The sequence below is a fragment of the Spirillospora sp. NPDC052269 genome, from assembly GCF_040679435.1.
In the GTDB taxonomy this organism is placed as follows: domain Bacteria; phylum Actinomycetota; class Actinomycetes; order Streptosporangiales; family Streptosporangiaceae; genus Spirillospora.
The window spans coordinates 477,246-498,810 of record NZ_JBFAUU010000003.1; the positions used below are offsets into that span (position 1 = coordinate 477,246).

The 21,565-nt window shown below is 70.4% G+C and carries 18 protein-coding genes; 8 read left to right on the forward strand and 10 right to left on the reverse strand.

The genetic code is table 11. The features are described from left to right. Position 1: 1 nt before the first annotated feature. Genes AB0L06_RS08675 through AB0L06_RS08685 form a run of 3 tightly spaced genes read right to left on the reverse strand, consistent with a single transcriptional unit; the run spans position 2 to position 2,869 of the window. Complete coding sequence (locus AB0L06_RS08675; protein WP_500230318.1) at positions 2–745, reverse strand: SDR family NAD(P)-dependent oxidoreductase; 744 nt, start codon at positions 743–745, stop codon at positions 2–4. Between the two features lies 1 nt (position 746). Further along, positions 747–2,030, reverse strand: a complete 1,284-nt coding sequence (locus AB0L06_RS08680; protein WP_500230319.1) for an enolase C-terminal domain-like protein — start codon at positions 2,028–2,030, stop codon at positions 747–749. After that, entirely contained in the window at positions 2,027–2,869 is an 843-nt protein-coding gene (locus tag AB0L06_RS08685) for a fumarylacetoacetate hydrolase family protein (protein WP_500230320.1), read from the reverse strand. Before AB0L06_RS08685 ends, AB0L06_RS08680 begins: the two co-directional genes overlap by 4 nt. Positions 2,870–3,020: 151 nt before the next feature. Between AB0L06_RS08685 and AB0L06_RS08690 the strand changes: the two genes are divergently transcribed. After that, positions 3,021–3,380 (forward strand): L-rhamnose mutarotase, encoded by a 360-nt coding sequence (locus AB0L06_RS08690; RefSeq protein WP_500230321.1) that lies wholly within the window; start codon positions 3,021–3,023, stop codon positions 3,378–3,380. 173 nt (positions 3,381–3,553) lie between these two features. On the opposite strand, the gene AB0L06_RS08695 is transcribed toward AB0L06_RS08690, so the two are convergent. Together AB0L06_RS08695 and AB0L06_RS08700 are read right to left on the reverse strand one after the other, a co-directional pair. Then, positions 3,554–4,093 (reverse strand): peptidylprolyl isomerase, encoded by a 540-nt coding sequence (locus AB0L06_RS08695; RefSeq protein WP_500230322.1) that lies wholly within the window; start codon positions 4,091–4,093, stop codon positions 3,554–3,556. Positions 4,094–4,137: 44 nt separating this feature from the next. Beyond that, positions 4,138–5,085, reverse strand: coding sequence for a helix-turn-helix transcriptional regulator (locus AB0L06_RS08700; protein ID WP_500230323.1), 948 nt, complete (start codon positions 5,083–5,085; stop codon positions 4,138–4,140). A gap of 86 nt (positions 5,086–5,171) precedes the next feature. On the opposite strand from AB0L06_RS08700, the gene AB0L06_RS08705 reads away from it, so the two are divergent. Together AB0L06_RS08705 and AB0L06_RS08710 are read left to right on the forward strand one after the other, a co-directional pair. Further along, positions 5,172–5,861, forward strand: coding sequence for an alpha/beta fold hydrolase (locus AB0L06_RS08705; RefSeq protein WP_500230324.1), 690 nt, complete (start codon positions 5,172–5,174; stop codon positions 5,859–5,861). Further along, positions 5,858–6,925 carry an epoxide hydrolase family protein gene (locus AB0L06_RS08710; protein ID WP_500230325.1) on the forward strand — a complete coding sequence of 356 codons (1,068 nt, stop codon included), beginning with the start codon at positions 5,858–5,860 and terminating at the stop codon, positions 6,923–6,925. Before AB0L06_RS08705 ends, AB0L06_RS08710 begins: the two co-directional genes overlap by 4 nt. Before the next feature lie 47 nt (positions 6,926–6,972). On the opposite strand, the gene AB0L06_RS08715 is transcribed toward AB0L06_RS08710, so the two are convergent. Then, a complete protein-coding gene (locus AB0L06_RS08715) occupies positions 6,973–7,614 on the reverse strand; it encodes an NUDIX domain-containing protein (RefSeq protein ID WP_500230326.1) in 642 nt (213 codons plus the stop codon). A gap of 72 nt (positions 7,615–7,686) precedes the next feature. On the opposite strand from AB0L06_RS08715, the gene AB0L06_RS08720 reads away from it, so the two are divergent. Then, a complete protein-coding gene (locus AB0L06_RS08720; RefSeq protein WP_500230327.1) occupies positions 7,687–8,256 on the forward strand; it encodes an NUDIX hydrolase in 570 nt (189 codons plus the stop codon). Between the two features lie 139 nt (positions 8,257–8,395). On the opposite strand, the gene AB0L06_RS08725 is transcribed toward AB0L06_RS08720, so the two are convergent. The 3 genes from AB0L06_RS08725 to AB0L06_RS08735 form a co-directional block, all read right to left on the reverse strand. Continuing rightward, positions 8,396–10,336: an FtsX-like permease family protein gene (locus AB0L06_RS08725; RefSeq protein ID WP_500230328.1), complete on the reverse strand. Its 1,941-nt coding sequence runs from the start codon at positions 10,334–10,336 to the stop codon at positions 8,396–8,398. Continuing rightward, complete coding sequence (locus AB0L06_RS08730) at positions 10,333–11,055, reverse strand: ABC transporter ATP-binding protein (protein WP_500230388.1); 723 nt, start codon at positions 11,053–11,055, stop codon at positions 10,333–10,335. Before AB0L06_RS08730 ends, AB0L06_RS08725 begins: the two co-directional genes overlap by 4 nt. Positions 11,056–11,610: 555 nt before the next feature. Then, positions 11,611–13,170 carry a serine/threonine-protein kinase gene (locus tag AB0L06_RS08735; RefSeq protein WP_500230329.1) on the reverse strand — a complete coding sequence of 520 codons (1,560 nt, stop codon included), beginning with the start codon at positions 13,168–13,170 and terminating at the stop codon, positions 11,611–11,613. A 1,225-nt stretch (positions 13,171–14,395) separates the two neighbouring features. Here AB0L06_RS08735 and AB0L06_RS08740 point away from each other — a divergent pair. From AB0L06_RS08740 to AB0L06_RS08750, 3 genes are all read left to right on the forward strand, one after another. Continuing rightward, complete coding sequence (locus AB0L06_RS08740; RefSeq protein WP_500230330.1) at positions 14,396–15,625, forward strand: C39 family peptidase; 1,230 nt, start codon at positions 14,396–14,398, stop codon at positions 15,623–15,625. Between the two features lie 1,106 nt (positions 15,626–16,731). After that, positions 16,732–17,589 (forward strand): helix-turn-helix domain-containing protein, encoded by an 858-nt coding sequence (locus AB0L06_RS08745; RefSeq protein ID WP_500230331.1) that lies wholly within the window; start codon positions 16,732–16,734, stop codon positions 17,587–17,589. Positions 17,590–17,905: 316 nt separating this feature from the next. Continuing rightward, positions 17,906–19,804 (forward strand): ABC transporter ATP-binding protein, encoded by a 1,899-nt coding sequence (locus AB0L06_RS08750; protein WP_500230332.1) that lies wholly within the window; start codon positions 17,906–17,908, stop codon positions 19,802–19,804. 52 nt (positions 19,805–19,856) lie between these two features. Here AB0L06_RS08750 and AB0L06_RS08755 read toward each other — a convergent pair whose 3' ends face one another. Further along, positions 19,857–20,705 carry a sterol desaturase family protein gene (locus AB0L06_RS08755; RefSeq protein ID WP_500230333.1) on the reverse strand — a complete coding sequence of 283 codons (849 nt, stop codon included), beginning with the start codon at positions 20,703–20,705 and terminating at the stop codon, positions 19,857–19,859. A 91-nt stretch (positions 20,706–20,796) separates the two neighbouring features. On the opposite strand from AB0L06_RS08755, the gene AB0L06_RS08760 reads away from it, so the two are divergent. Next, complete coding sequence (locus tag AB0L06_RS08760) at positions 20,797–21,504, forward strand: FadR/GntR family transcriptional regulator (RefSeq protein WP_500230334.1); 708 nt, start codon at positions 20,797–20,799, stop codon at positions 21,502–21,504. Positions 21,505–21,565: the final 61 nt, after the last annotated feature.

Sequence of the window (21,565 nt, forward strand, 5' to 3'; positions counted from 1 at the left end):
ATCAGGTTCGGGGCCGAAGCCGGAGGCCCTGCATGCCGCCGTCGACGGCGACGGCGATGCCGGTGGTGGCGGAGGCCAGGGGCGAGGCGAGGTGGGCGATCGCCGCGGCGACCTCCTCGGGTGAGACCAGCCGCCCGGACGGCTGGCGGGCCTCGAGCGCGGCGCGTTCGGCCTCCGGGTCGTCCGCCCTGGCCAGCAGGCGGCCGATCCAGGGGGTGTCGGCCGTGCCGGGGTTGACGCAGTTGACGCGGATGCCCTCCCGCAGGTGGTCGGCGGCCATGGCCAGGGTCAGGGAGAGCACCGCGCCCTTGGTCGCCGAGTAGAGCGCCCGTTCGGGCAGCCCGGCGGTCGCGGCTATCGAGCAGGTGTTGACGATCGCCGCGTGCTCCGACGCGCGCAGGTAGGGCAGCGCGGCCCGGCTCACCCGCACCATCCCGACGACGTTGACGTCGAAGACGCGGTGCCATTCGGCGTCGTCGTCGGCCTCGATCGTGCCCTGCGCGCCGATCCCGGCGTTGTTGACCACGACGTCCAGGCCGCCGAGGCGGCTGGCCGCGTCGGCCACCGCGGTCCGGACCGAGGCGTCCTCGGTCACGTCGGCCTTGACGGTGACCAAGGGCGCGGGCGCCTCGTTCAGGTCCAGGCAGGCCACCTTCGCGCCGCGCTCGGCCAGCAGCCGGGCCGTCGCCAGGCCGATGCCGGACGCGCCGCCGGTGACCAGGGCCCTGATTCCGTCGAACTCCATCTCAGCTCCTCCAGGCACTGCCGTCGGGATGGGCGTAGGACGAGAGGCTGGCCGTCCGCATGCGGGTGGACATGCCGGGCGCGGCCGGCGCCACGTAGTGGCCGTTCACGATCCGGACCGGGTCCTCGAAGTGTTCGTGCAGGTGGTCGACGTACTCGATGACCCGGCCTTCGGTGCTGCCGCTGACCGCGACGTAGTCGAACATCGACAGGTGCTGGACGGCCTCGCAGAGCCCGACGCCGCCCGCGTGCGGGCAGACGGGCACGCCGTAGGCGGCGGCCAGCAGCAGGATCGCCACGTTCTCGGTGACCCCGGCGACCCGGCAGGCGTCGATCTGCAGGACGTCGAGCGCCCCGGCCTGGAGCATCTGCTTGGCCATGACCCGGTTGGCGATGTGCTCGCCGGTGGCGACCTTGACCGGCGCGACACCCCGGCGGATCGCCGCGTGCCCGAGGACGTCGTCCGGGCTGGTCGGCTCCTCGATCCAGTACGGGGCGAACGGCCCGAGCGCCCGCGTCCACTCGATCGCGGGACCCACGTCCCAGCGCTGGTTCGCGTCGATCGCGATGCGCACGTCCGGGCCGACCGCCTCCCGGGCCAGCCGCATCCGGCGCACGTCGTCGGCCTGGTCCGCGCCCACCTTGAGCTTGATCTGGGTGAAGCCCTCGGCGACCGCCTCACGGGACAGCCGGACGAGCTTCGCGTCGTCGTAGCCGAGCCAGCCGGGCGTGGTGGTGTAGGCGGGGTAACCGTGTTCCAGCAGGTCCCTCGTGCGGGCATCGCGTCCTGGGACCGCGTCCTGGAGCAGGTCGAGCGCCCGCGCGGGGGTGAGCGCGTCGGTGAGGTACCGCCAGTCGACCAGGTCGACGATCTGCTCGGGCGCCATCTCGGCCAGCAGCCGCCAGACCGGCTTGCCCGCGACCTTCCCGGCCAGGTCGAACGCGGCGTTGATGATCGCCGCGGCGGCCATGTGCACCGCGCCCTTCTCCGGCCCGAGCCACCGCAGCTGCGAGTCGTGCAGCAGCCGCCGGGCGAAGCCCCCCAGGTCGTCCAGGTCCAGGTCGACGCCCTCCACCAGCGGCGCGTGGGCGTTGATCGCGGCGACGCAGACCTCGTTGCCCCGGCCGATCGTGAAGCAGAACCCGTGGCCCTCCAGCCCCTCGTCGGCGCGCAGGATCACATACGCGGCCGAGTAGTCGGGGTCGGGGTTCATCGCGTCCGAGCCGTCCAACTCCCGGGAGGTCGGGAACCGCACGTCATGGGCTTCCAGCGAGAGGATCTTCATGCCACCGCCTGACGCTGGCGCCCGAGCCCTTCGATCTCCAGCTCCACGACGTCCCCGGCCCGAAGGTAGGGCTCGCCGGGCCGGCCGAGCGCCACGCCTGCCGGAGTGCCGGTGTTGATCACGTCACCGGGGTCCAGGACCATGAACTGGCTCAGGTACCAGATGATGTGGTCGACGCCGAAGACCATGTCCTTGGTGGAGCCGTCCTGGCGGAGCCCACCGTTCACCCAGAGCCGGAGCGCGAGGTTCTGCGGGTCGGGGATCTCGTCGGCGGTCACCAGCCAGGGGCCGAGCGGATTGAACGTCTCACACGACTTGCCCTTGTCCCAGGTGCCGCCGCGTTCCAGCTGGAACGCCCGCTCGGACACGTCGTTGCTGATCGCGTAACCGGCAATCAGCTCACGCGCCTGGGCGGGCGAGTCCAGGTACCGGGCCCGGCCGCCCAGCACCACCGCCAGCTCCACCTCGTAGTCGGTCTTCACGCTGCCACGCGGGATCATCACCTGATCGCGTGGTCCGACCACCGTGTTGGCGGCCTTCATGAAGACCACCGGCTCGGCCGGAAGTTCCGCGCCGGTCTCCTCGGCGTGGTCGCGGTAGTTGAGCCCGACGCACACGACCTTGGGCGGCCGCGCCAGCGGCGCACCGACCCGCTCGGTCCCGTCGAGCACCGGCAGTCCTCCCACGTCAATGGCGCGGCGTGTGCGCTCCAGACCGCCGCTCGCCAGGAAGGCGCCGTCGATGTCATCGGTGATCTCGGACAGGTCGAGGAGCGTCCCGTCCTCGGTCAGAGTCGCGGGCCGCTCGGCACCCGCCGGGCCCACGCGCAGCAACTTCACCCAGGCTCCTTCAACTCATCGGATCTCTCGCGATTCATCAGACCATTTCGACCCCAGCCAGGGGCAAGGGCCGTGACGAAGCTGTTACTTCGCTCGATTGGTCTGATCACTCGCGTCGTGGCAGGATGCCCGCGACAGCGGGAGGCATCGGATGACCGAGAACGGCGGAAGCCTGGACCACCAGATGGAGGAGTACATGCGCGTAGCGCTGCACACCCGCCTCAAGCCCGGCACTGAGGAGGCCTACGAGGCGGCCCACCGCGAGGTCCCGTCCGAGCTCGTCGAAGCCATCCGCGCAGCCGGAGCCCACGACTGGACGATCTGGCGCAGCGGCCTGGACCTCTTCCACGTCATCGACTGCGACGACTACGCCGGCCTCCTGGCCGCCCTCGAGAACCTCCCGGCCAACGTCGCATGGCAGGCCCGCATGGCCGGCTACCTGGACGTCGTCCACGACTACACGGCCCACGGCTCCGCCGCGGGACTCCCCGAAGTCTGGCGTCTCACCTGAGCGCGGAGCAGGGAACACGAACTCAGCAACACTTCCGGCGGCTGCGCGCACAGGCGTGCTTCGCCGCCGAGCGCTTCCGCAGTGGCTCCAGGCCTGCGATCACCACTGCGGCTCATTCGCACTCGGCGGCGAACCTTCCGTCGGCTGCGTCCCCAGCTCAGGGGACGGAACGGCTAGCCGCGGCCGATCTGGACCTTGTGGAATCCGGTGTAGCGGGTCGGGTAGCCGTCGCCCGGGTTGTTCTGCTCGTCGTTGCCCGCCTCGCCGATGCGGCGCAGCACGTCCAGGCCCTCGGTGACCCGGCCGAACGGGGTGTAGGCGGGTGAAAGCTTGGTGTCCTTCCAGGTGAAGAAGAACTGGCTGCCGTTGGTGTCGGGGCCGGCGTTCGCCATCGCCACCGTGCCGGCCGGGTAGGTGGCGCCCTCCAGGTTCTCGTCCGGGAACTGGTAGCCGGGCGCCCCGCTGCCGGTGCCGGTGGGGTCGCCGCACTGCAGGACGAAGATCCGCTGGGTCGTGGAGCGGTGGCAGTGCGTCTTGTCGAAGAAGCCGCGCTCGGCCAGGAAGCGGAACGAGTAGGTCGTGCAGGGCGCCTTGTCCGTCAGCGCCGCGAACGCGATCGTGCCCTGGGTGGTGCGCAGCCGTGCGGTGTAGGGCTCGGCGGCCTTGGCCGGGTCGAAGACGGGCAGCCCCACCCACTTGCTGATCGGCTTCACCTGCGTGTAGGCGCACGCCTGCGCCGTGGCCCTGGCCGGGGCGGCTACGGGGCGGGACGGGAGCGGGCGACGGCCTGGGTGAGCGCGGCGACGTGCTCGGCGAGCGCCGTGACCAGCTCGGGCGGGTTGCGGATGGTGAAGGGCCAAGGCAGGCCGGTGAGGATGCGCGCCATGGCGGGCAGGTCTTCCGCGCCGCTGATCAGGAGCACGCCGCCGTCGGGGCAGGCCTGTAGGTCACCGAACGTTGCGGACAGATGGTCGCGGGCGGTCCGCAGGTCGGTGTCGAGCCACACCTCGGCGCGGTGGGTCCAGGCGTCGAGTGTCAACGCCCGCAGCACGTGGGCGACCGGGTCGAAACCCTCGGGCGGGGTGAACCGGCCGGGCAGTTCGGCCGCCTCGCCGATCCTGTCCAGGCGGTACATGCGGACGGCGGCGCGAAGATGGTCGTGTCCGACCAGGTACCAGCGGCGTGCGTGCACGACGAGCCCGTACGGGTCCACCTCGCGTGCGCCGCGCGTGTGCTCGATCCGGACGGTCCGCCGCGCGTGGACGGCCGCGGCCAGGGTCAGCGCCAGATGCGGTTCGGGCGTCAGCGGGCCCGCCGTCGCCGAGGTCGCGGCGATCAACGCGGTGACGCGCAGGCGCAGCGGTCCGGGCAGGACGCGGTTGAGCTTGACCAGTGCCCGATCCGTCGGACCGGGCTCCCCCACCCGTTCGTGCTCCTTGCCGGTGGCCAGCGCGACCGCGACGGCGACCGCTTCGTCGTCGGCGAGCATCAGGGGCGGCAGGCGCACACCGCGGGCCAGCTGGTAGCCGCCGTAGCGTCCGCGGATGGACTCGACGGGGATGTCCATGTCGCGCAGGGCGGTGATGTAGCGGCGGACGGCACGGGCGTCGACGTCCAGGCGCCGGGTCAGTTCGTCGGCGGACACCAGGCCGCGGTCTTGCAGGATCTCCAGCAAGGCCAGGACGCGGGTCGCGGGACGGGACACGGTCGCGATCCTAATGAGGGCAGAAAGCGTCCACAATCCTCCCTAACGTCGCGTCGACAGGAGATCGATCGAAAGGAGTCGACCCGGTGTCGACCATCGTTCTTGTCGGCGGCTCGTTCCTCGGCGCATGGGCTTGGGAGCGCGTCACGCCGCTGCTGACCTCGTACGGCCACCAGGTGCATCCGCTGACGCTCACGGGTTTCGGCGACCGCGAGCATCTGGGCTCGTCGGACACGACGCTCACCACGCATGCCCGGGACATCACGTCCGCGATCGAATACGCCGGGCTGCGCGAGGTGGTGCTCGTGGCGCACTCCTACGGCGGAGCCCCGGCCACGATCGCCGCCACCATGATTCCCGAACGGATCGCCCGGTTGGTCTACGTCGCCGCGGTGCTGCCCGAAGCGGGCAGGAGCCTGTTCGACGGCACGCCCGCGCCCGTCGTCGAGGCGATCATGGAAACCGTCCGGGACGGGCGGATCCCGGTGATGAGCGACGAGGTCCTCGACGCCAACTTCGGCGAGCACGGGCTGACCCCCGAGGACCGGGCCTGGCTGCGGGCGCGTGGCGTCGGCCAGCCGATCGGCACCTACCGGGATCCGGCGCCGGCCGACCTCAGCGCGGCGCGGGGCCTCCCCCGCACCTACATCGCCTGCGCGGACGGCCCGCCGCACCCACCGGGCCTCGACGTGATCACACTGGACGCCGGGCACTGGCCGATGATCACCGAGCCGGACGCCCTGGCCCGGACGCTGGACGAGGCGGCCCGGTCATGATGCGGCCGTACCGCGTGGAGATCCCGCAGGAGAGCCTGGACGACCTTGCCGCCCGGCTCGCCGCGACCCGCTTCACCCGCCCGCTGCCCGGACAAGGACTCGGCGTGCCCGGCGACCGCGTCCGGCGCCTGGTCGAGTACTGGCGCGACGGCTACGACTGGCGCTCCTGGGAGCGGCGGATCAACGAACATCCGCAGTTCCTGACCGAGATCGACGGGCTTGACGTGCACTTCCTGCACATCCGTTCGCCCCGGACGGACGCCCTGCCGCTCATCCTCACCCACGGCTGGCCCATGTCGGTCGTGGAGTTCCTTCCGCTGATCGACCGGCTGAGCAACGCCTTCCACCTCGTCATCCCCTCAGTTCCCGGCTTCGGATTCTCCGGCGTCCCGACCGAGCCGGGCTGGAACCGCCGCCGCGTCGCCGCGGCGTGGGCGGAGTTGATGCGCCGGCTCGGATACGAGCGCTACGGCGTGCACGGCAACGACGTCGGCTCGCTCATCTCCATCGAGCTGGGACGCCTGGATCCGCACCGCGTCGTCGGGGTCCACGTCACCCAGATCTTCTCCCTGCCCTCCGGTGATCCGGCGGAACGCGCCCTGCTGGGACCGGACGACCAGGCGAGGCTGGCCGTCCTGGAACGCTTCATGGCCGACCGGAGCGCCTACCTCAGCCTCCAGTCCACCCAGCCCCAGACCCTGGCGCACGCGCTCGCCGACTCCCCCGCCGGCCAGCTGGCCTGGAACCTGCAGCTGTTCAGCGACACCGTGAGCGACGACTACATCCTCACCAACGCCGCCATCTACTGGCTGACCGACACCGCCGGCAGCTCAGCCCTGACCGCCTACCACGGCAACAAGCCGCCCTCCGAGCCGTCATCGTTCCCCCTGGGCCTGGCCTGTTTCGCCGGCGACTTCTTCCCCTCCATCCGCCCACTAGCCGAACGCGACCACACCGCCATCACGCACTGGAACACCTACGACAAAGGCGGACACCACGCCGCGCACGAGCAACCCCAACTCCTCGCCGACGACCTCCGAACCTTCTTCACCCCCCACCTCTGACCCCGCCACCCGCGCATCGACCCCAGCACCGATGGTGTTCAGCGGGGTCATGTGTTGGGTGGGTGGCCGTGCTCCAGGTACACCGGGCCCCGGCCGCCGCGGGCACCGAACGCCGCACGCAGACGCCGTGCGTCTGGGGCGGTCAACCGGGTCGCCGCCTCCTCCAGCGGTAGGAACGCCGCTTCCATCAGTTCGGTGTCGGGCAGCCGGATCGCTGCGGCTTCCTCACCGTCCACCAGACCGCCGTCGAAGACGAACAGCAGCTCGGCGAACCCCTGAGCATCACGAGGAGGAATCCAGTCGACGACCAGCAGCTCCCCGAGAGGGACCCTCGCCCCGAGCTCCTCGACCAGCTCCCGCTCACACGCCTGCCGCGGGCTCTCGAGCAGTTCACCGCCGCCGCCAGGCATCAGCCACCGGTCTCGGTGATACGACGGCCGGACCAGCAGCACCCGGTCCAACCCGTCCACGATCACTGCGGCGGCCATCGGCCAGCACGCCCGCACATACCCCGGCGACACCTCAACGTACTGCGGATGAGAACGATGCGACATCCATGTCATCTTGGTGGTCGCCGAGCCGCGCAACGGAGCAGATCGGGGAAACCACAGTTCAACGGCCTGGCTGCCACGCCAGGCGACGTAGTCGCGCCTTCCCGCGGCATCGTCGGCTGCGCTCGCCTCCAGCACGCCGTCCGAATGAAGGCGCCGGCTGGGGTGTCCAAGCGACTACGAGCTTCCCTCGACTCGGCGGCAGATCGGATGGCTGTGAACGGCACACCACCCGCAGACCGGGCTCGCCTGGCGGACGCGCTCAGCACGCAGAAGACGCCCTACCGGTGGCGTTCAGTGACGTCGTACTTCGCACACACGGTCCCGCCCCGCGAGGTCGTCAGCAACGTGCACGTGGTGCCGTTCGTGGGGAGTCGCGTCGTGCTGTTGCACGCGAAGGAATCGGGCTGGGGTCCGTCCGGTGGGACCTTGCAGGACGGCGAGTCCATCGAATCGTGTGTGCGACGTGAACTGGCCGAGGAGATCGGTGCCGTAGTTCGGCACTACGAGCTGTTCGGTCAGTGGAACAGCATCTCAACGGCCACCAAGGCCTACCGGCCCTGGCTTCCGCACCCGCGTTTCTCGATCGTTTTGGGTTGGGCGGATGTGGTCATCATGGGCTCCTCGGAGGATGACGGCGGAGTCGAGATGGAATCGGTCACGGAGGTCGTGATCGTGCCCATCCAAAGCGCTGTGCGGCGACTGGTCGAACACGGCGAGCACCACCTGGCAGCCCTGTACCAGGTCGCCTACGAAGTGCGTCGCGCCGCCAACGGGTGAACCTCTCACAGCTGCGCGCCTGGCAACCAGCTCCTTCCGCCTCGACCCCACGGCGGGCGTCGTCCGGGGGCGGACCGGCGCCGAGGGTGCCGCATGGGGCGGTGGCCTCGGCGCCGGTGCTCAACGGGGCTGTTGGTGGTCAGGTGCGGGGGGTTGCGTTGGGGAAGGTGCCTCGGAGGATTGGGCGGAGGGAGAGCAGGGCGGAGGCCACGGCGAGTGCGAGGCAGGCCAGGGTGCTCAGGCCCAGTGCCGTCCAGGGCAGGTCGTAGGGGATGCGGGCGTTCCCGGTGAGGACGGAGCCGTTGATGGTCCGGACGGTGACCGCTTGCGTGACGGCGGTGACGGCCAGTGCGAGCAGCGCCGCGGTCATGACGGTCAGGAGCGTCTCGGTGGCGACCGCGCGCGACACCTGGCGGCGGGTGGCGCCGACGGCGTTGAGCGCGGCGACGTCGCGGAGGCGATCCCGGGTGGACATGATCAGGGTGTTGACCACCGCGATCAGGGCGTACAGCAGTGCGGGGCCGAGGATCGCCAGGATGGTGAGCCGCTGGAAGTGGGCCGCTGCGGCGGCGTCCGCGTCGTGGCCGTCCCCGGCTCGGGACACGACGGCTCCGGGGACGGGGCCGGCGGGACGCTCGGACAGGTACGCACGGGCAGGCGGGACGGTCCGGTGCAGCGCCGAGCCGGGCAGGATCACCTCGGGCAGTTCGAAGGTGGGACGGACGGTGGCGACCAGGCGCAACGCGGCCGGCGTCCCGTCGGGCAGGCGGGTGTTGAGGCGGTCTCCGACCTTCCAGCCGTAGGCGCGGGCGAGCTCGGAGGAGACCGCGACGGTCGCGCCTCGAAGGTCCGCCGTGGTTCCGGACGTGACGCGCAGGCGCCACGCGGCGGTGAGGTCTCCGTCCACGACGAGGGCGCGGTAGGGCACGGGCGGGTTGGCGGCGTTCTCGTCGGTGCTGAGCGGTTCGACACCGAGGCCCGTCACCATGGCGGACGCCGTCGTGGCGACGACCAGGCCAGGTCGGGGACGCAGTGCCTGCAGCGTCTGCGGCGGCAGCACCGCGCCGTTGGCCGGGGCGGCGACGTAGGGAGCGGCGGCGATGTTCCGCGCCTCGAGGTCGCGGGCGCGGGCGAAGGCGAGTCCGGCGCCCACCACCGAGCCGGTGAGGGCGACCACCAGGAACACCGGTGTCGCGGTGGAGATCGTGCGGCGTGCGGACGCGCGTGCGCTTCGTCCGGCCAGCAGGCCCGCGGAACCGCGCAGCAGGGGCAGCGGAAGGGCGATGGCCCGCACGAGCGGTGGGACCAGTAGTGGGGCGAACAGCGCCAGCCCGATGATCAGCATCGTGTCGAGCTCGAGCGACCAGGTCGCCTTGCTGTCGGGGCCGCGCATGCCCGGGGCGCGGAGCTGGTAGGCGGGCATCGACAGGTAGGAGACCGCGTAGCCGCCCGCGGCGAGCAGGTACACGAGGCTCCAGGCCCAGCGTCCGGCCGTCATGACCCGGCCGTCCACGGCGGCCTCGGCCAGCGCCTCCGCAGGACGGACCCGGCCCGCCCGCCGTGCGGCGGCGAAGGAGCCGAGAAGCGCGACGGCCAGTCCGGCCACCGCGGCGAGCAGCGGCGGGCCCGCGCCGAAGCCGGGTTCGAACCCGGCCGGGGCCAGTTTCTCCGAGACCAGCCAGGACGCCAGCAGCAGGGCGGGCACCGGGCTGAGGACGGCGCCGGCGACGGCGGCGGCGAGGCCGACCAGCAGCGACTCGGCCAGGATCAGCGCCCGGATCTGTCCGGGCGTCGCGCCGGCCGCCCGCAGCCGGGCGGTCTCGCCGCGGCGCTGGGCGACGGCGAACGCGAAGGTGCCGGCGACGACGAACACCGCGACCAGGCCCGTCAGCCCGGCCATGAACTGGAGCAGCTTGGCCGGTGAGGGGGCCTGCGGGTCGACGGGGTCGGGCACGCGGGTCACGAGCTGGCCGACGGCGGCGATCAGCGCCACGCCCAGTGCGAGCGCCACGAACGAACCGGCCATGGCCGTCCGGCGGCGCCGCAGCGTCGCGGCGGCGACCGGGAGCAGGGTCATCATCTGGCCGACTCCAGCGCGGTCATCCGGGCGGCGACGGCCTCGGCCGTGGGCGCCGCCAGCTCGTCCACGATCTGCCCGTCGGCCAGGAAGACGACGCGGTCGGCGTACGCGGCCGCGGTCGGGTCGTGGGTGACCATCACGGTGCTCTGCCCCGCCTGGTCGACCAGTTCGCGGAGCAGGTCCAGCACCGCGCGTCCGCTGGAGCTGTCCAGCGCGCCGGTCGGCTCGTCGGCGAACAGCACCTTGGGCCGGGTGACCAGCGCGCGAGCGATGGCCACCCGCTGCTGCTGCCCGCCCGAGAGCTGCGAGGGCAGGTGTGTCAGCCGTTCGCCGAGGCCGACCTGTTCCAGGGCGGCGCGGACGGCGGTCCGGTCGGGGCGCCGTCCGGCGAGCCGGAAGGGCAGTCCCACGTTCTGTTCGGCGGTCAGCGCGTCCAGGAGGTTGAACGACTGGAACACGAAGCCGACGCGGTCCCGGCGCAGTTCCGTGAGCTGCTTCTCGTTCAGCGTGCCCAGCTCCACACCGTCGATGTGGACGCGGCCGGCGTCGGGCCGGTCCAGCCCCGCGGAGCACTGCAGCAGAGTGCTCTTCCCCGACCCCGAAGGCCCCATCACGGCGGTGAACGAACCCCGCTCGAAGCCGATCGACACACCGCGCAGTGCCCTGACGGGCTCGGGGCCCGTCGTGTAGGAGCGTTCCACCTGCTCCAGGGACACCATCGTCTCAGAACCCACCGGGCCCCCTCTTTTCTCCAACCGATGAGTTTCGTCGTCGCCCGGATCAGGGACCGTCGGCACGTCGGACGTGCGCACGCCACCGGGAACACCCACCGGTGACGGCATCGGGCGGCACGCCATGGCATGCCTCGAACTGGCCCCTTCTCGGGGTCAACGCCCGAAAGTGCATACTTTGTCACATTTGGACGCTTAAGTAGCCACGACGGCACCGACTACCGCTCGCATGGTGAGGGTCGAAACCCGACTGGGACCTCCTCGAGATCGGCCGCCCCGGAGGAGCGGCCCGGCCCGCGACGGCACGACCGGCGCACACGCCGCGCCGCCCCTCGGTCACGGAGGCCGACGGCGCACACTCGGACCGGTTCGCCTCGTCTGGACGATTCAAGAACGCGGACGCCCCCTGGGAGCCGCCCGGCCACTCACGCGCAGCGAGCTACGGGAGGGCTGTCAGGCCGCCTCAAAACCGGACCATGCTCTGCAGTCGCCCCTGAGGCAATTCTGGTGGGAGCGACTTCCTGAGCGGAATTTCGATGCCGGTCACTTCCAGAAGACCTTGTATTCATTCGACGGCAGTCCTGCGCCTTCATCATGAATTTCCCAACGAGCTTTGACCACTATCGACTTGGGAGCGAAGACCAGCTTCGCCTCCTCCAAGGTACTATTCCGTTCCGACGTCATCTTCTCAGCATCAGCCGTCTTACATGTCTTGGGAATGCTGAAATTTCCAACCTTCGTTTCATCATCGGCACTACCTCCACCAGGGAGAATCCCTCCCATGTTGCCTACGATGGCATCGGCATCCGGTTTATCCATGAGGTCATCACTCAGGTTCTTCAAAGAGAAATGAATACAGTAGGGCACCTCGACCCCGAGCGCCCGACCGTCCTCCGGAGTGAAGTCGGCGACAGGAACCTTCACGATGGATTCGACCCTCAGCCCTACGCGCCGATCGAGTCCTCCCATCGGCCCCTTCGCAAAAACGATTGCCTGCGTTCCGAGTTTGAGGGTCCGCCCAGATGGGGTCACATCGCTGCCGGACCAGAAATATATGCCGGCGACACCGGCGACCAAGGCGCATATCGCAAGGACGACAAGTGCGATAGTGCCACGCCCCCAGCTCGACGGCGGATTGGTCGGAAACTTCTCCGGGCCTGGCGGCGAAGTGGTCGCCATCGGTTCCGGGTTCAGTGATGGTGGGGGCTGATTCAAATTCAGTGGGGGCGGGGGCGGAACCATTCCCAGGTTTGGTGCCCGCGGAGCCACCGCGGGGGCCTCATGCAGGCGCGCGATCACTGCGGAAGCGTCGTACGGACGATCGTCCGGCCGTTTGGCGAGCAGGTCGAGCACCAGAGCGTCGAGGTGGCCCGGGACATCGGGGCGCAGGGAGCTCGGTGGAGCGGGGGTCTGTTCCAGATGCTGATAGAGGATCGCGGCCATGCCGGAGCCGGTGTCCACCCACGAAGTACCGGTGAGCATCTCGTACAGAACGCAGCCGAAGGCGTACAGGTCCGTGCGCTGGTCGGCGGTACGACCTTGGATCTGCTCGGGTGCCATGTACAGGGGCGTGCCGGCGGACCCGCCGGTCGCGGTGATCTTCGTGGCACCGGCGAGGCGGGCGATCCCGAAGTCGCAGACCTTCACCCCGCCGCTCTCCAAGAGAAACAGGTTGGCGGGCTTGAGGTCTCGATGCACGATGCCCAGTCCGTGCGCCGCGGACATCGCGTCGAGCACCTGAACGGCCAGGTCCTCCACCCGTTCGACGGGCATCCCGCCCGGATGTTCGGCCAGCGCTCGTTGCAGGTCCCGGCCCCGCATCAGCTCCATCACCAGGAAGAGCAGGCGCTCGTCACCGAGTCGGTGCTCGTCGATGTCGAACACCGTGGTGATGCCCGGGTGGTTCAACGTCGCGGCGATCTCGGCCTCCCGACGAAACCTCGCCACGGCAGCCGGATCCGCCGCCATCACCAGCGGCAGGAGCTTGACCGCCACCGGACGGCGCAACCGCAGATCGACGCCCCGCCACACCTCGCCCATGCCACCCCGGCCAAGCGGCTCCTCCAACCGGAACCGGCCGGCCAGCTCCAAACCACCCCGCACCCACGCCTCCGCTCGGCCGCCAGGGATAGGTCACGTAACCGGCACATTCCACCAGCCCCGGCCGCGAGGATCCAGTGACGTTTCTCAGCGCGATCCGGCCGCGCGGCGGACCGGCCGGCGATCGGTGCGCATCTGCGGGCCGCCGTCGCTCCGAGGGCGTTACTCGAACAGACTCCACGTGGTCCGGCCGCCACGGTTCCCCCGCAGGCCGCACGTACAGATCGTGCTGGCCGGAGCAGGTTTCACCGCCTGGACAGACCACTCGGAAGTCCACGCGGCAGGCCGCGGGCGGCCCGCCGCGGACAGTGGTCGCCCGCGCAGCCCTCTGCGCGGTCACGGCGTGCGACGTTCCTGACCGGAGAGGAGCCGACCGCTCCCGGCCACGGCATCCGCCGACCAACCGCAGTGGCCTACCGGCCACTGAATGCCGCTGGTCGCGTCCGCGGTCATGGTCAGTGAGCCTGCCCGACTGGCTGCGCACAGTGGCCTCGACGTGCCGATCGTCCGCACCAACCCGCCGGTGTGGATGCGGGACACCTTCCCGGAGCTGGAACGCGGCCGCGCCCACGGAAGATCGTGCTTGTCCCTTGACCGGAGCCGCATCGGGCGCAGAATCGTAACGGCCAGGACGGCGTCGCGCTGACGGGAGACGGCAATGAAGAAGAAGCTCAGCATTCGGATGGCACTCGCCTTGGGGATCGGTGTCCTTTCCCTCACTGGACTCGCCGGAACAGCCACCGCCGCGACGGCCAGTCCGGACGGCGGCCCCGCCTGCATCAGCTGCTGGGGCTAGGCTCGGCACACTTTCACCGCGCCCACCCGCCGGAACGTCCCTCGTCCACCGCGTCACCTTCAGGACGAGGAACGTTTCCGAGCCAGGCCGCAGAAGGGGACGCTCTGTGGGTGGTGTTCGCCCCCATCTCTCCCTGCGCGGCGCAGTCCGTAGGCGGCGTTGGGGTGCACGAGTGTCCGGGTGAACCAGGACATGGGGCCCACCTCGCGGTTCGCGGAATGTGTCGGGAGCGAGCCGAGGGCAACATGAGGATGCAGGGCACAACAAGAACGGGCAGCATCGTTCGGACTGCATCATCTGGAGTGAGGGAGGTCCCCTGCCGTGGCCGAGAACACGACCCCGGGCGACCCGGCGGCCGCTGCGGAGGCTGGGACGCCGGCCGCTCCCGTGGCACGGGCCTCGAGTGTTTCGCACGGGACTACGCCTGGACTGGTGGACTACCGCGCGTGGGTCGACCGCACCGACTGGGACAGCGGCACCGGCACCGGCACACGCGTCGTGGGCGGCGCTCGGCCCGGCGTGATCATCGATACGCCGGCCGGGACGACCAGCTACCACGATCCCCACACCGGCAAGACTTCGAAGTGGGAGTACGCCACCTGGACCTCACCTGTGCGCGAGTTGAGGGTGCCTGCCACGGAGGCGGTCGCGTCCTGGAACGCTCATACGCCCGCCGGAACGTGGATCACCGTGGAGCTGCGCGGCACCTACAACGACGGGGCTGTCACGCCCTGGTATGTCATGGGGCGTTGGGCTGCGGGCGACCAGGACATCCGGCGGACGTCGGTAGGCGGGCAGACCGACGGCCGCAGCTCCATCTCGACCGACACCTTCACCATCGATGATCCGGCCGGCGGTCTGAGACTCACTGCCTACCAGCTCAGGCTGACCCTCCTCCGCGAACCGGGCAAGGGCGCCACGCCGACGGTGTGGCGGCTGGGCGCCATGGGCTCGGCCATTCCCGACCGGTTCGAAGTCCCCGCCTCCTCACCCGGCCCCGCCCGGAACCACGAGCTCGGTGTGCCGCGCTACTCGCAGGAGATCCACAAAGGCCAGTACCCCGAGTACGACAACGGCGGAGAGTCCTGGTGCAGCCCCACCTCCACCGAGATGGTCAGCGAGTACTGGGGACACAAACCGACCCCTGCCGACCTCGCGTGGGTCAACCCCGCCTACAGCGATCCGCAGATCTGCCACGCGGCGCGCTCCACCTACGACTACCAGTACAAGGGCTGCGGCAACTGGCCCTTCAACGCCGCCTACGCGGCCACCTACCATGACATGCAGAGTGTGATCACGCGCCTGGGCTCCCTGAACGACGCCGAGCTGCTGACCCGCGCGGGCATCCCGATCATCACCTCGCAGTCCTTCCTCAAGACCGAGCTGGACGGCGCCGGATACGGCACAGCGGGCCATCTGATGACCGTCATCGGTTTCACCGCCGACGGCGACGTCATCGCCAACGACCCCGCCTCGCGCTCGGACGCGGCGGTCCGACGGGTCTACAAGCGGCGCCAGTTCGAGAACATCTGGCTACGCACCAAACGCAGAAACGCCGAAGGCAAGACCGTCGGCGGCAGTGGCGGCGTCTGCTACATCTACTTCCCCACCCACCTCAGCGACGCTCAGCGCCGCGCCCTCGCCACCGTCGGCATCATCTGAACGCTCTGCCGTCCCATCGGATGGCCCTGGGTGATCAAGAATGGCGCGGCATGGGATGGATCGGAACCGCGACCGGCCATGAGCTGACCGTTGAGGGGACGAGGCGGCCGGTGCTCGCCTGCCGGACGTCCGCGGAACGCGTACTGGCGAAGGTGCCCGCCAAGGTCAGGAAGGATCCGACCGCGATGCGGCTCGCCGCCCTCAGCGGACGGCTCGGCGAGCACGCACGAACGTGCACGACCAGGTCGAGGCCTGGATGGTGCGGTCGCTGCCCGTCCCGGCCACGGTGTCCGCAGCCGCGTGGGACGACCCAGTGGCGCGAGACGCTCACCGACCTGGTCACCGCCCCGATCGTCGACGACGCGTCCGGCGCCTCCGCCCGTCCTGCTGGCCCGACCTGTCCGCCCTGGCCCGGCCCTCCGCCGCGACGACGCCGCCGATGTCGCTCTAGCCATGGGGGGCCTGCACTTCCTCGGTTCACCCAACCCACTGAACGCCGCGACCCGGCTGGAGTGGCGTCCCCGCGGCCCGCGCAGTTCAGTGTGCGATGGGGAGTTCTCTGGCCAGCGCGCGGGCTCCGGCCCGCACGGTGGTGAGGTGGGAGTGGAGCCTTCCGCGTTGCCGCGGTAGTGGTAGCGGACGCGCGTGCGTAGCTGCTGGGCGCTGGTGCGGGTGGTCATGCGCCGGGGCGCGATGCCGACGTACAACAGCGTCCGGGCTGGGAGGTCGGGGTGAGGGCTGGTATCGAAGTGCCGTCCGTAGACGCCGGGCTCGGGCGGCACGACGCTGGGCCGCGCCAGAACTTCGGCGAGTACCCGCAAGGGCCCAGCGCGTCCACGAGGTGTCGAAGCCACAGAGTCGACGGACGGTCCCCGGTGGCCGGACGAGACCCGCGGCAGCGCTTCTCGAGCACCTCGGAGCCGTGACATGCCACGCAGCCGCCCCCTGAGAATTCTGGGAGGAGCGGCCACCTGCGCGAGTCCTCACAGCCCCGGATTCCTCGCCGCCCAACACGGCGTCCGGGGCCCGTTTCGCTGGCTGGACGGATGGCGCAATGTGACGTCGGCCGGGCTTCGTCGGAACTCGCCGTTGGGCAGGTAGCCGTCATGGGCGAGGACCTTGATCCACTGTGCGACGGGAAGTCCGTCGAGGGGCTGGCGGAATGCCTGCGGCGGCTTCGGGCGCACGCCGGGAACCCCTCGCTTCGTCAACTCGAGTTGTGGGGGCAGCGGAACCGCAGGCCGCTGGCGCGCAGCAGCGTGTCGGACCTGCTGCGGGGCAAGCGGCTGCCGTCGCGAGAGTTGTTCCTGGCGTTCCTGGAGGCCTGCGGGGTGGACCCGGTCGAGGACACGCGGTGGCTGGCGGCGTGGACCTTGCTCGCCGCGAACCGCAGTGGTCCCGGCCCCGCGTCGCCGGAGCACCTTCCCGAGCGGCTCGCCTCTGACGTCCACGCGGCCGGGCTGCTCCGGCTCGGGACCACCTACCTTCCCGACCTGGGGTGGAAGCAGTTGTTCGCGACGGTCAGCGAGCTGGACATCTTCGTCGTCTACGGCCAGACCTGGCGGCACCTGCACGCCCCGGAGCTGAGCCGGCTTTCGCGTCGTCCGGACGCGAGGATCCGCGTCTTCCTCGCCGACCCGGCCGACGCGCTCACCGTCCGGGTCCTGTCGGACAGGTTCGCGCTCGACCGGAAGGAACTGGTCAGCCGCATCGAGAACACCAGACGCGACTACCAGGCGCTGGCCCGGCCCGGTGGCGCCTCGATCGACGTGCGCTACTGGCCCGGCGACCGGGCGTTCTCCTGCTACCGCTTCGACGACACCGCGGTACTCGGTCTCTACAGCCACGGTCGTTCCCGCGCCGCGGCCGTGCCGGTGCTGGTGTGCGCCGAGCCCGGTGAACTGTTCCAGTTCGTCAAGGGAGAGCTGGAGGCGATCGAGGCCGGCAGCCGCCCCGCCAGGTGAGCCCTGCTTCCTCTACTGGCTGTCCGGTGTCGTCCGGGCCTGTGCCGGACTGGGCTCGATTCCGCGTGGTGTTCGCCCACGCATGCGGCGGGGTCGCGGCCCGGGTGTCCGAGTACGTCCGTTGCCCAGCGGCGGCGCGCGCGATCGAGGTCACCTGGGACGCAGCCCGGGGACCCTCCTCGGGTGAAAGGGGACGTCGATGAATTCCATTGTCCGACTGCTGGCACGCCTTCGCCCGCCCGGTCAGGAAGAGGCCGCGGCGGATCTCGGTCCTGAACTGGCGGCGTGGAAAGGGTGGGCGCGGCGGTCGCAGGAGATGGCCGAGACCAGCACGCTCACCATGACCCGCCGGCTGCCGCGCCTGATCGGGCAGGTCGGACGGCTCGGCTGGCAGGCCAACCGCCGTGACCTGGTCTTCACCGTCGCGTTCAACGCCATCGCGGGGGTGTTCACGGCGTTCGGGCTGCTCGCCACGACCCGCGTCCTCACCGCGCTGTTCGCCGCCGGGCCCACGCCCGATCGGGTCCGCGCCGCCGTGCCGGCGCTCGCGCTGGTCGGAGCAGCGATCACCATTCGGGCCTCGCTGACGTTGCTGGCGCAGTGGTCGCAGGCCCGGCTGCGTCCGCAGGTCGAGCGGATCGTCGAGCAGCGGTTGTACGAGATGACCACGGCGGTCGACCTGGCGCGCTTCGACGACAGCGACCATCAGGACGCGCTGCACCGGGCGCAGGTTCGCGGCCTGCAGTCCGCCACGTCCATGGTGGACAACGCGGTCGATCTCGGCACGGCCGCGATCGGCGTCATCGCGGCCGCCGGAGCCCTGGGCATCCTGCATCCGGTCCTGCTGCCGCTGCTGATACTGACCGCGCTCCCCGAGGCCTGGGCGGCGATCCGTTCGGCACGGCTCGGGTACCGGGCGCAGCTGTCGCTGATCGCGGTCCGCCGGCGTGCCTGGATCCTCTCGGATCTCATGACCGAGCGCCGTCACGCCGCCGAGGTCCGGTCGTTCACGGTACGGCCGTATCTGCTCCGCCAGTACGGCACCCTGGCCGACCACGTCCGCCGCGTCCTGGTGCGGGTGGCGCGCAGCCGCACCCTTACCCAGGCCTACGGGGACGTGCTGCGCGGAATCGTGACCGCCGGGCTGTACGCGACGCTCGGGGTGCTGCTGTGGCAGGGCATGATGCCGCTGGCCGTCGCCGGGACGGCCGTCCTGGCGATTCGCACTGGTCAGCAGTCGCTGCTCAACCTCGTCCACGCCCTGAACCGCACCTACGAGGACGGCCTGTACTTCTCCGACTACCTCGCCTACGTCGAGATGTCCGATGAGTCCACCGGCCGCCTCGAGCTCTCGACCACGCACGACGCTGCGGCCGAGACCGTGGCCGTCCAGGCGCTTCGGGACTTCCGTCAGATCACCGTGGACGGCATCACCTTCACCTACCCCAGCAGCGACCAACCGGCGCTGCGGAACGTGTCGGTCCGGCTGCGGCGCGGGCAGGTCGTCGCGCTGGTCGGGGAGAACGGGTCCGGGAAGACGACCCTCGCCAAGATCATCTCCGGGCTGTACGCGCCGCAGGAAGGACGGATCCACTGGGACGACACCGTCGTCAACGGGCTGGACCTCGACGTCGTGCGCCACAACATCGCGGTCGTCGCCCAGGACCACACCCACTGGCCGATGACCGCCGCCGACAACATCGCCATGGGCGACGACCTGGCCGACACCCGCATCCACGACCGGATGCGCACCGCCGCCGCCGACTCCGGAGCCGACGAGGTGATCGACACCCTCCCCCGTTCCTACGAGACCCTGCTGGACAAACGTTTCGACGGGGGCCAGGAACTGTCCGGCGGGCAGTGGCAGCGCCTGGCCGCCGCCCGCGGCTTCTACCGGGACGCGCCGCTCCTGGTTTGCGACGAACCGACCGCCGCCCTCGACGCCCGCGCCGAACACCGCATGTTCGAGCAGATCCGCGTCCACGCCCAGGGACACGGCCGGACCGTCCTGCTGATCACCCACCGCCTCGCCAGCGTCCGCCACGCCGACCACATCTACGTCCTCAAGGACGGCCAGGTCATCGAGGAAGGCGACCACGGCACGCTCCTCGCCACAGGCGGCCTGTACGCCGAGCTGTACGACCTCCAGGCCTCCGCCTACCGCCCCACCACCGACGACAACGCCCCTTCGGCAGCGGAAGCCCTCGCCGAATGACACCCGCTCCTGAAGACGGAGGTGATCCGGGAGCCGTCCAAGGCCCGGCCGATCATCCGGCGGCCTCGGCCTCCTGGAGGTGGGGCTTCGGCGCCCAGCCGGGGCCCCGGAGGACGAATCCGACCCGGTCGGGCCAGTTCGTAGCGCCGAGGACGTCCTTGGCGATCGCCACCAGCTCGTGGGTCTGCGCGCGCACGAAGTCGTAGGTGCCGAGGTTCGTGGTGAGGCCGTAGCGCACACGCTCGCCCTCGGGCTCGAAGGTGCCGAAGAGCCGGTCCCAGAGGATCAGGATCCCGCCGTAGTTCCGGTCGAGGTACTGCTCCTGCGATCCGTGGTGCGCCCGGTGGTGGCTCGGGGTGTTGAAGACGAGCTCGACCGGCGCCCACAGCCTGTCGACGAGCTCGGTGTGGATGAAGAACTGGTAGACGAGGTTGAGCGCGTAACACGTCATCAGCATTCCGGGACTGACACCGGTCAGGACCACCGGGATCAGGAACGGCAGTGTCGTGACCGCGAGGAGTGGCTGCCGAAGTGCGACCGAGAGGTTGTACCGCTCGCTGCTGTGGTGAACCACGTGCACGGCCCAGAGGACCCGGATCTCGTGATGCGCCCGGTGGTACCAGTAGTACGCGAAGTCGACCGCGATCATCGCCGCGGCCCAGCCCGCCCAGCCGTCGAGCCGCCACGGGATCACCGAATGGAGCCACAGCAGCACCGCGGCCTCGACGATCGCCCACGGAACACTCACCATCTGGTTGCCGAGGGCCGTCGCAATGTTCAGGGCCGAGTCGCGCCTGTCGTAGGAGGGCATCCGGCGACGGCGCAGCACGAGCAGTTCCACCAGCATGCCGACGACGAAGACCGGGGCGGAGAGCAGCAGGAGGAGCGAGGGGAGGCTCATGGGGCCGAGCATAGGGTTACTGGTCCAACCAGACAATGAGTAGTGCAGTGCTCGCTCCGCTCAGTACGCTTGGCGCGTGACTCTTCACCCCGTGGGCACCCAGCCGCTCTCCGGCCAGATCCACCGCCAGCTGATGAACGCGATCCTCGACGGCAGGCTCACGGACACGCTCCCGTCCGAGCGCGAGCTCGCCGAGACGTTCGGCGCCAACCGGCATGCCGTCCGCGAAGCGATCAAGCGGCTGCAGCAGGGCAACCTGGTCGAGGTCAACCAGGGCGGAGCGACCCGCGTGCTGAACATCGCCGAGCACGCGGGGCTCGATCTGCTCCCCGAACTGATCGTGCGCGGAGGCCGGTTGAACGGCGACGCGACCGTCGGCGTCCTCGAGCTTCGCGCATGCATCGGCGCCGACGCCGCCGCCCTCTGCGCCGAGCGCTCGCCATCGGTCGGCGAGCGACTGCTGAAGCTGCTGCCGACGGACGCGATGACGGATCTCGAGCTTTCGGAGAACACCGTCGCGTACTGGACGGCACTCGTCACCGGTGCGGACAGCCTCCCCTACCGTCTTGCGCTGAACACGCTGATGGGCGGCATCCACGCGGTCGAGCAGTCACCGGCCGCAACGGGCCTCATGGCGGTGCTGCGCGACGAGTCCCAACGTTCCGCCGACATGGAGGAGATCGCACACGCGGTCGGCCGAGGCGATTCCGGGGCAGCCCGCGAAGCGGCCAGACGCCTGCTCAACACGTCAATCGCAGCTGTGAGGGCCGCGGGCATGAGCACACTCGTCCAAGGCTGACACCGTGGCGCGGGCCGCGCGCCCACTTCCGCCCCCAGGAGGTACCGGTCCGCGTATGGTC

Bases quoted from the DNA above. Each gene is read 5' to 3' on its own strand.
- AB0L06_RS08690 (WP_500230321.1), top strand. From the start codon at position 3,021: ATGACCGAGAACGGCGGAAGCCTGGACCACCAGATGGAGGAGTACATG.
- AB0L06_RS08720 (WP_500230327.1), top strand. From the start codon at position 7,687: ATGGCTGTGAACGGCACACCACCCGCAGACCGGGCTCGCCTGGCGGAC.
- AB0L06_RS08750 (WP_500230332.1), top strand. From the start codon at position 17,906: ATGGCCGAGACCAGCACGCTCACCATGACCCGCCGGCTGCCGCGCCTG.
- AB0L06_RS08675 (WP_500230318.1), bottom strand. From the start codon at position 745: ATGGAGTTCGACGGAATCAGGGCCCTGGTCACCGGCGGCGCGTCCGGC.
- AB0L06_RS08680 (WP_500230319.1), bottom strand. From the start codon at position 2,030: ATGAAGATCCTCTCGCTGGAAGCCCATGACGTGCGGTTCCCGACCTCC.
- AB0L06_RS08755 (WP_500230333.1), bottom strand. From the start codon at position 20,705: ATGAGCCTCCCCTCGCTCCTCCTGCTGCTCTCCGCCCCGGTCTTCGTC.
- AB0L06_RS08745 (WP_500230331.1), top strand. From the start codon at position 16,732: ATGGGCGAGGACCTTGATCCACTGTGCGACGGGAAGTCCGTCGAGGGG.
- AB0L06_RS08725 (WP_500230328.1), bottom strand. From the start codon at position 10,336: ATGATGACCCTGCTCCCGGTCGCCGCCGCGACGCTGCGGCGCCGCCGG.
- AB0L06_RS08730 (WP_500230388.1), bottom strand. From the start codon at position 11,055: ATGGTGTCCCTGGAGCAGGTGGAACGCTCCTACACGACGGGCCCCGAG.
- AB0L06_RS08710 (WP_500230325.1), top strand. From the start codon at position 5,858: ATGATGCGGCCGTACCGCGTGGAGATCCCGCAGGAGAGCCTGGACGAC.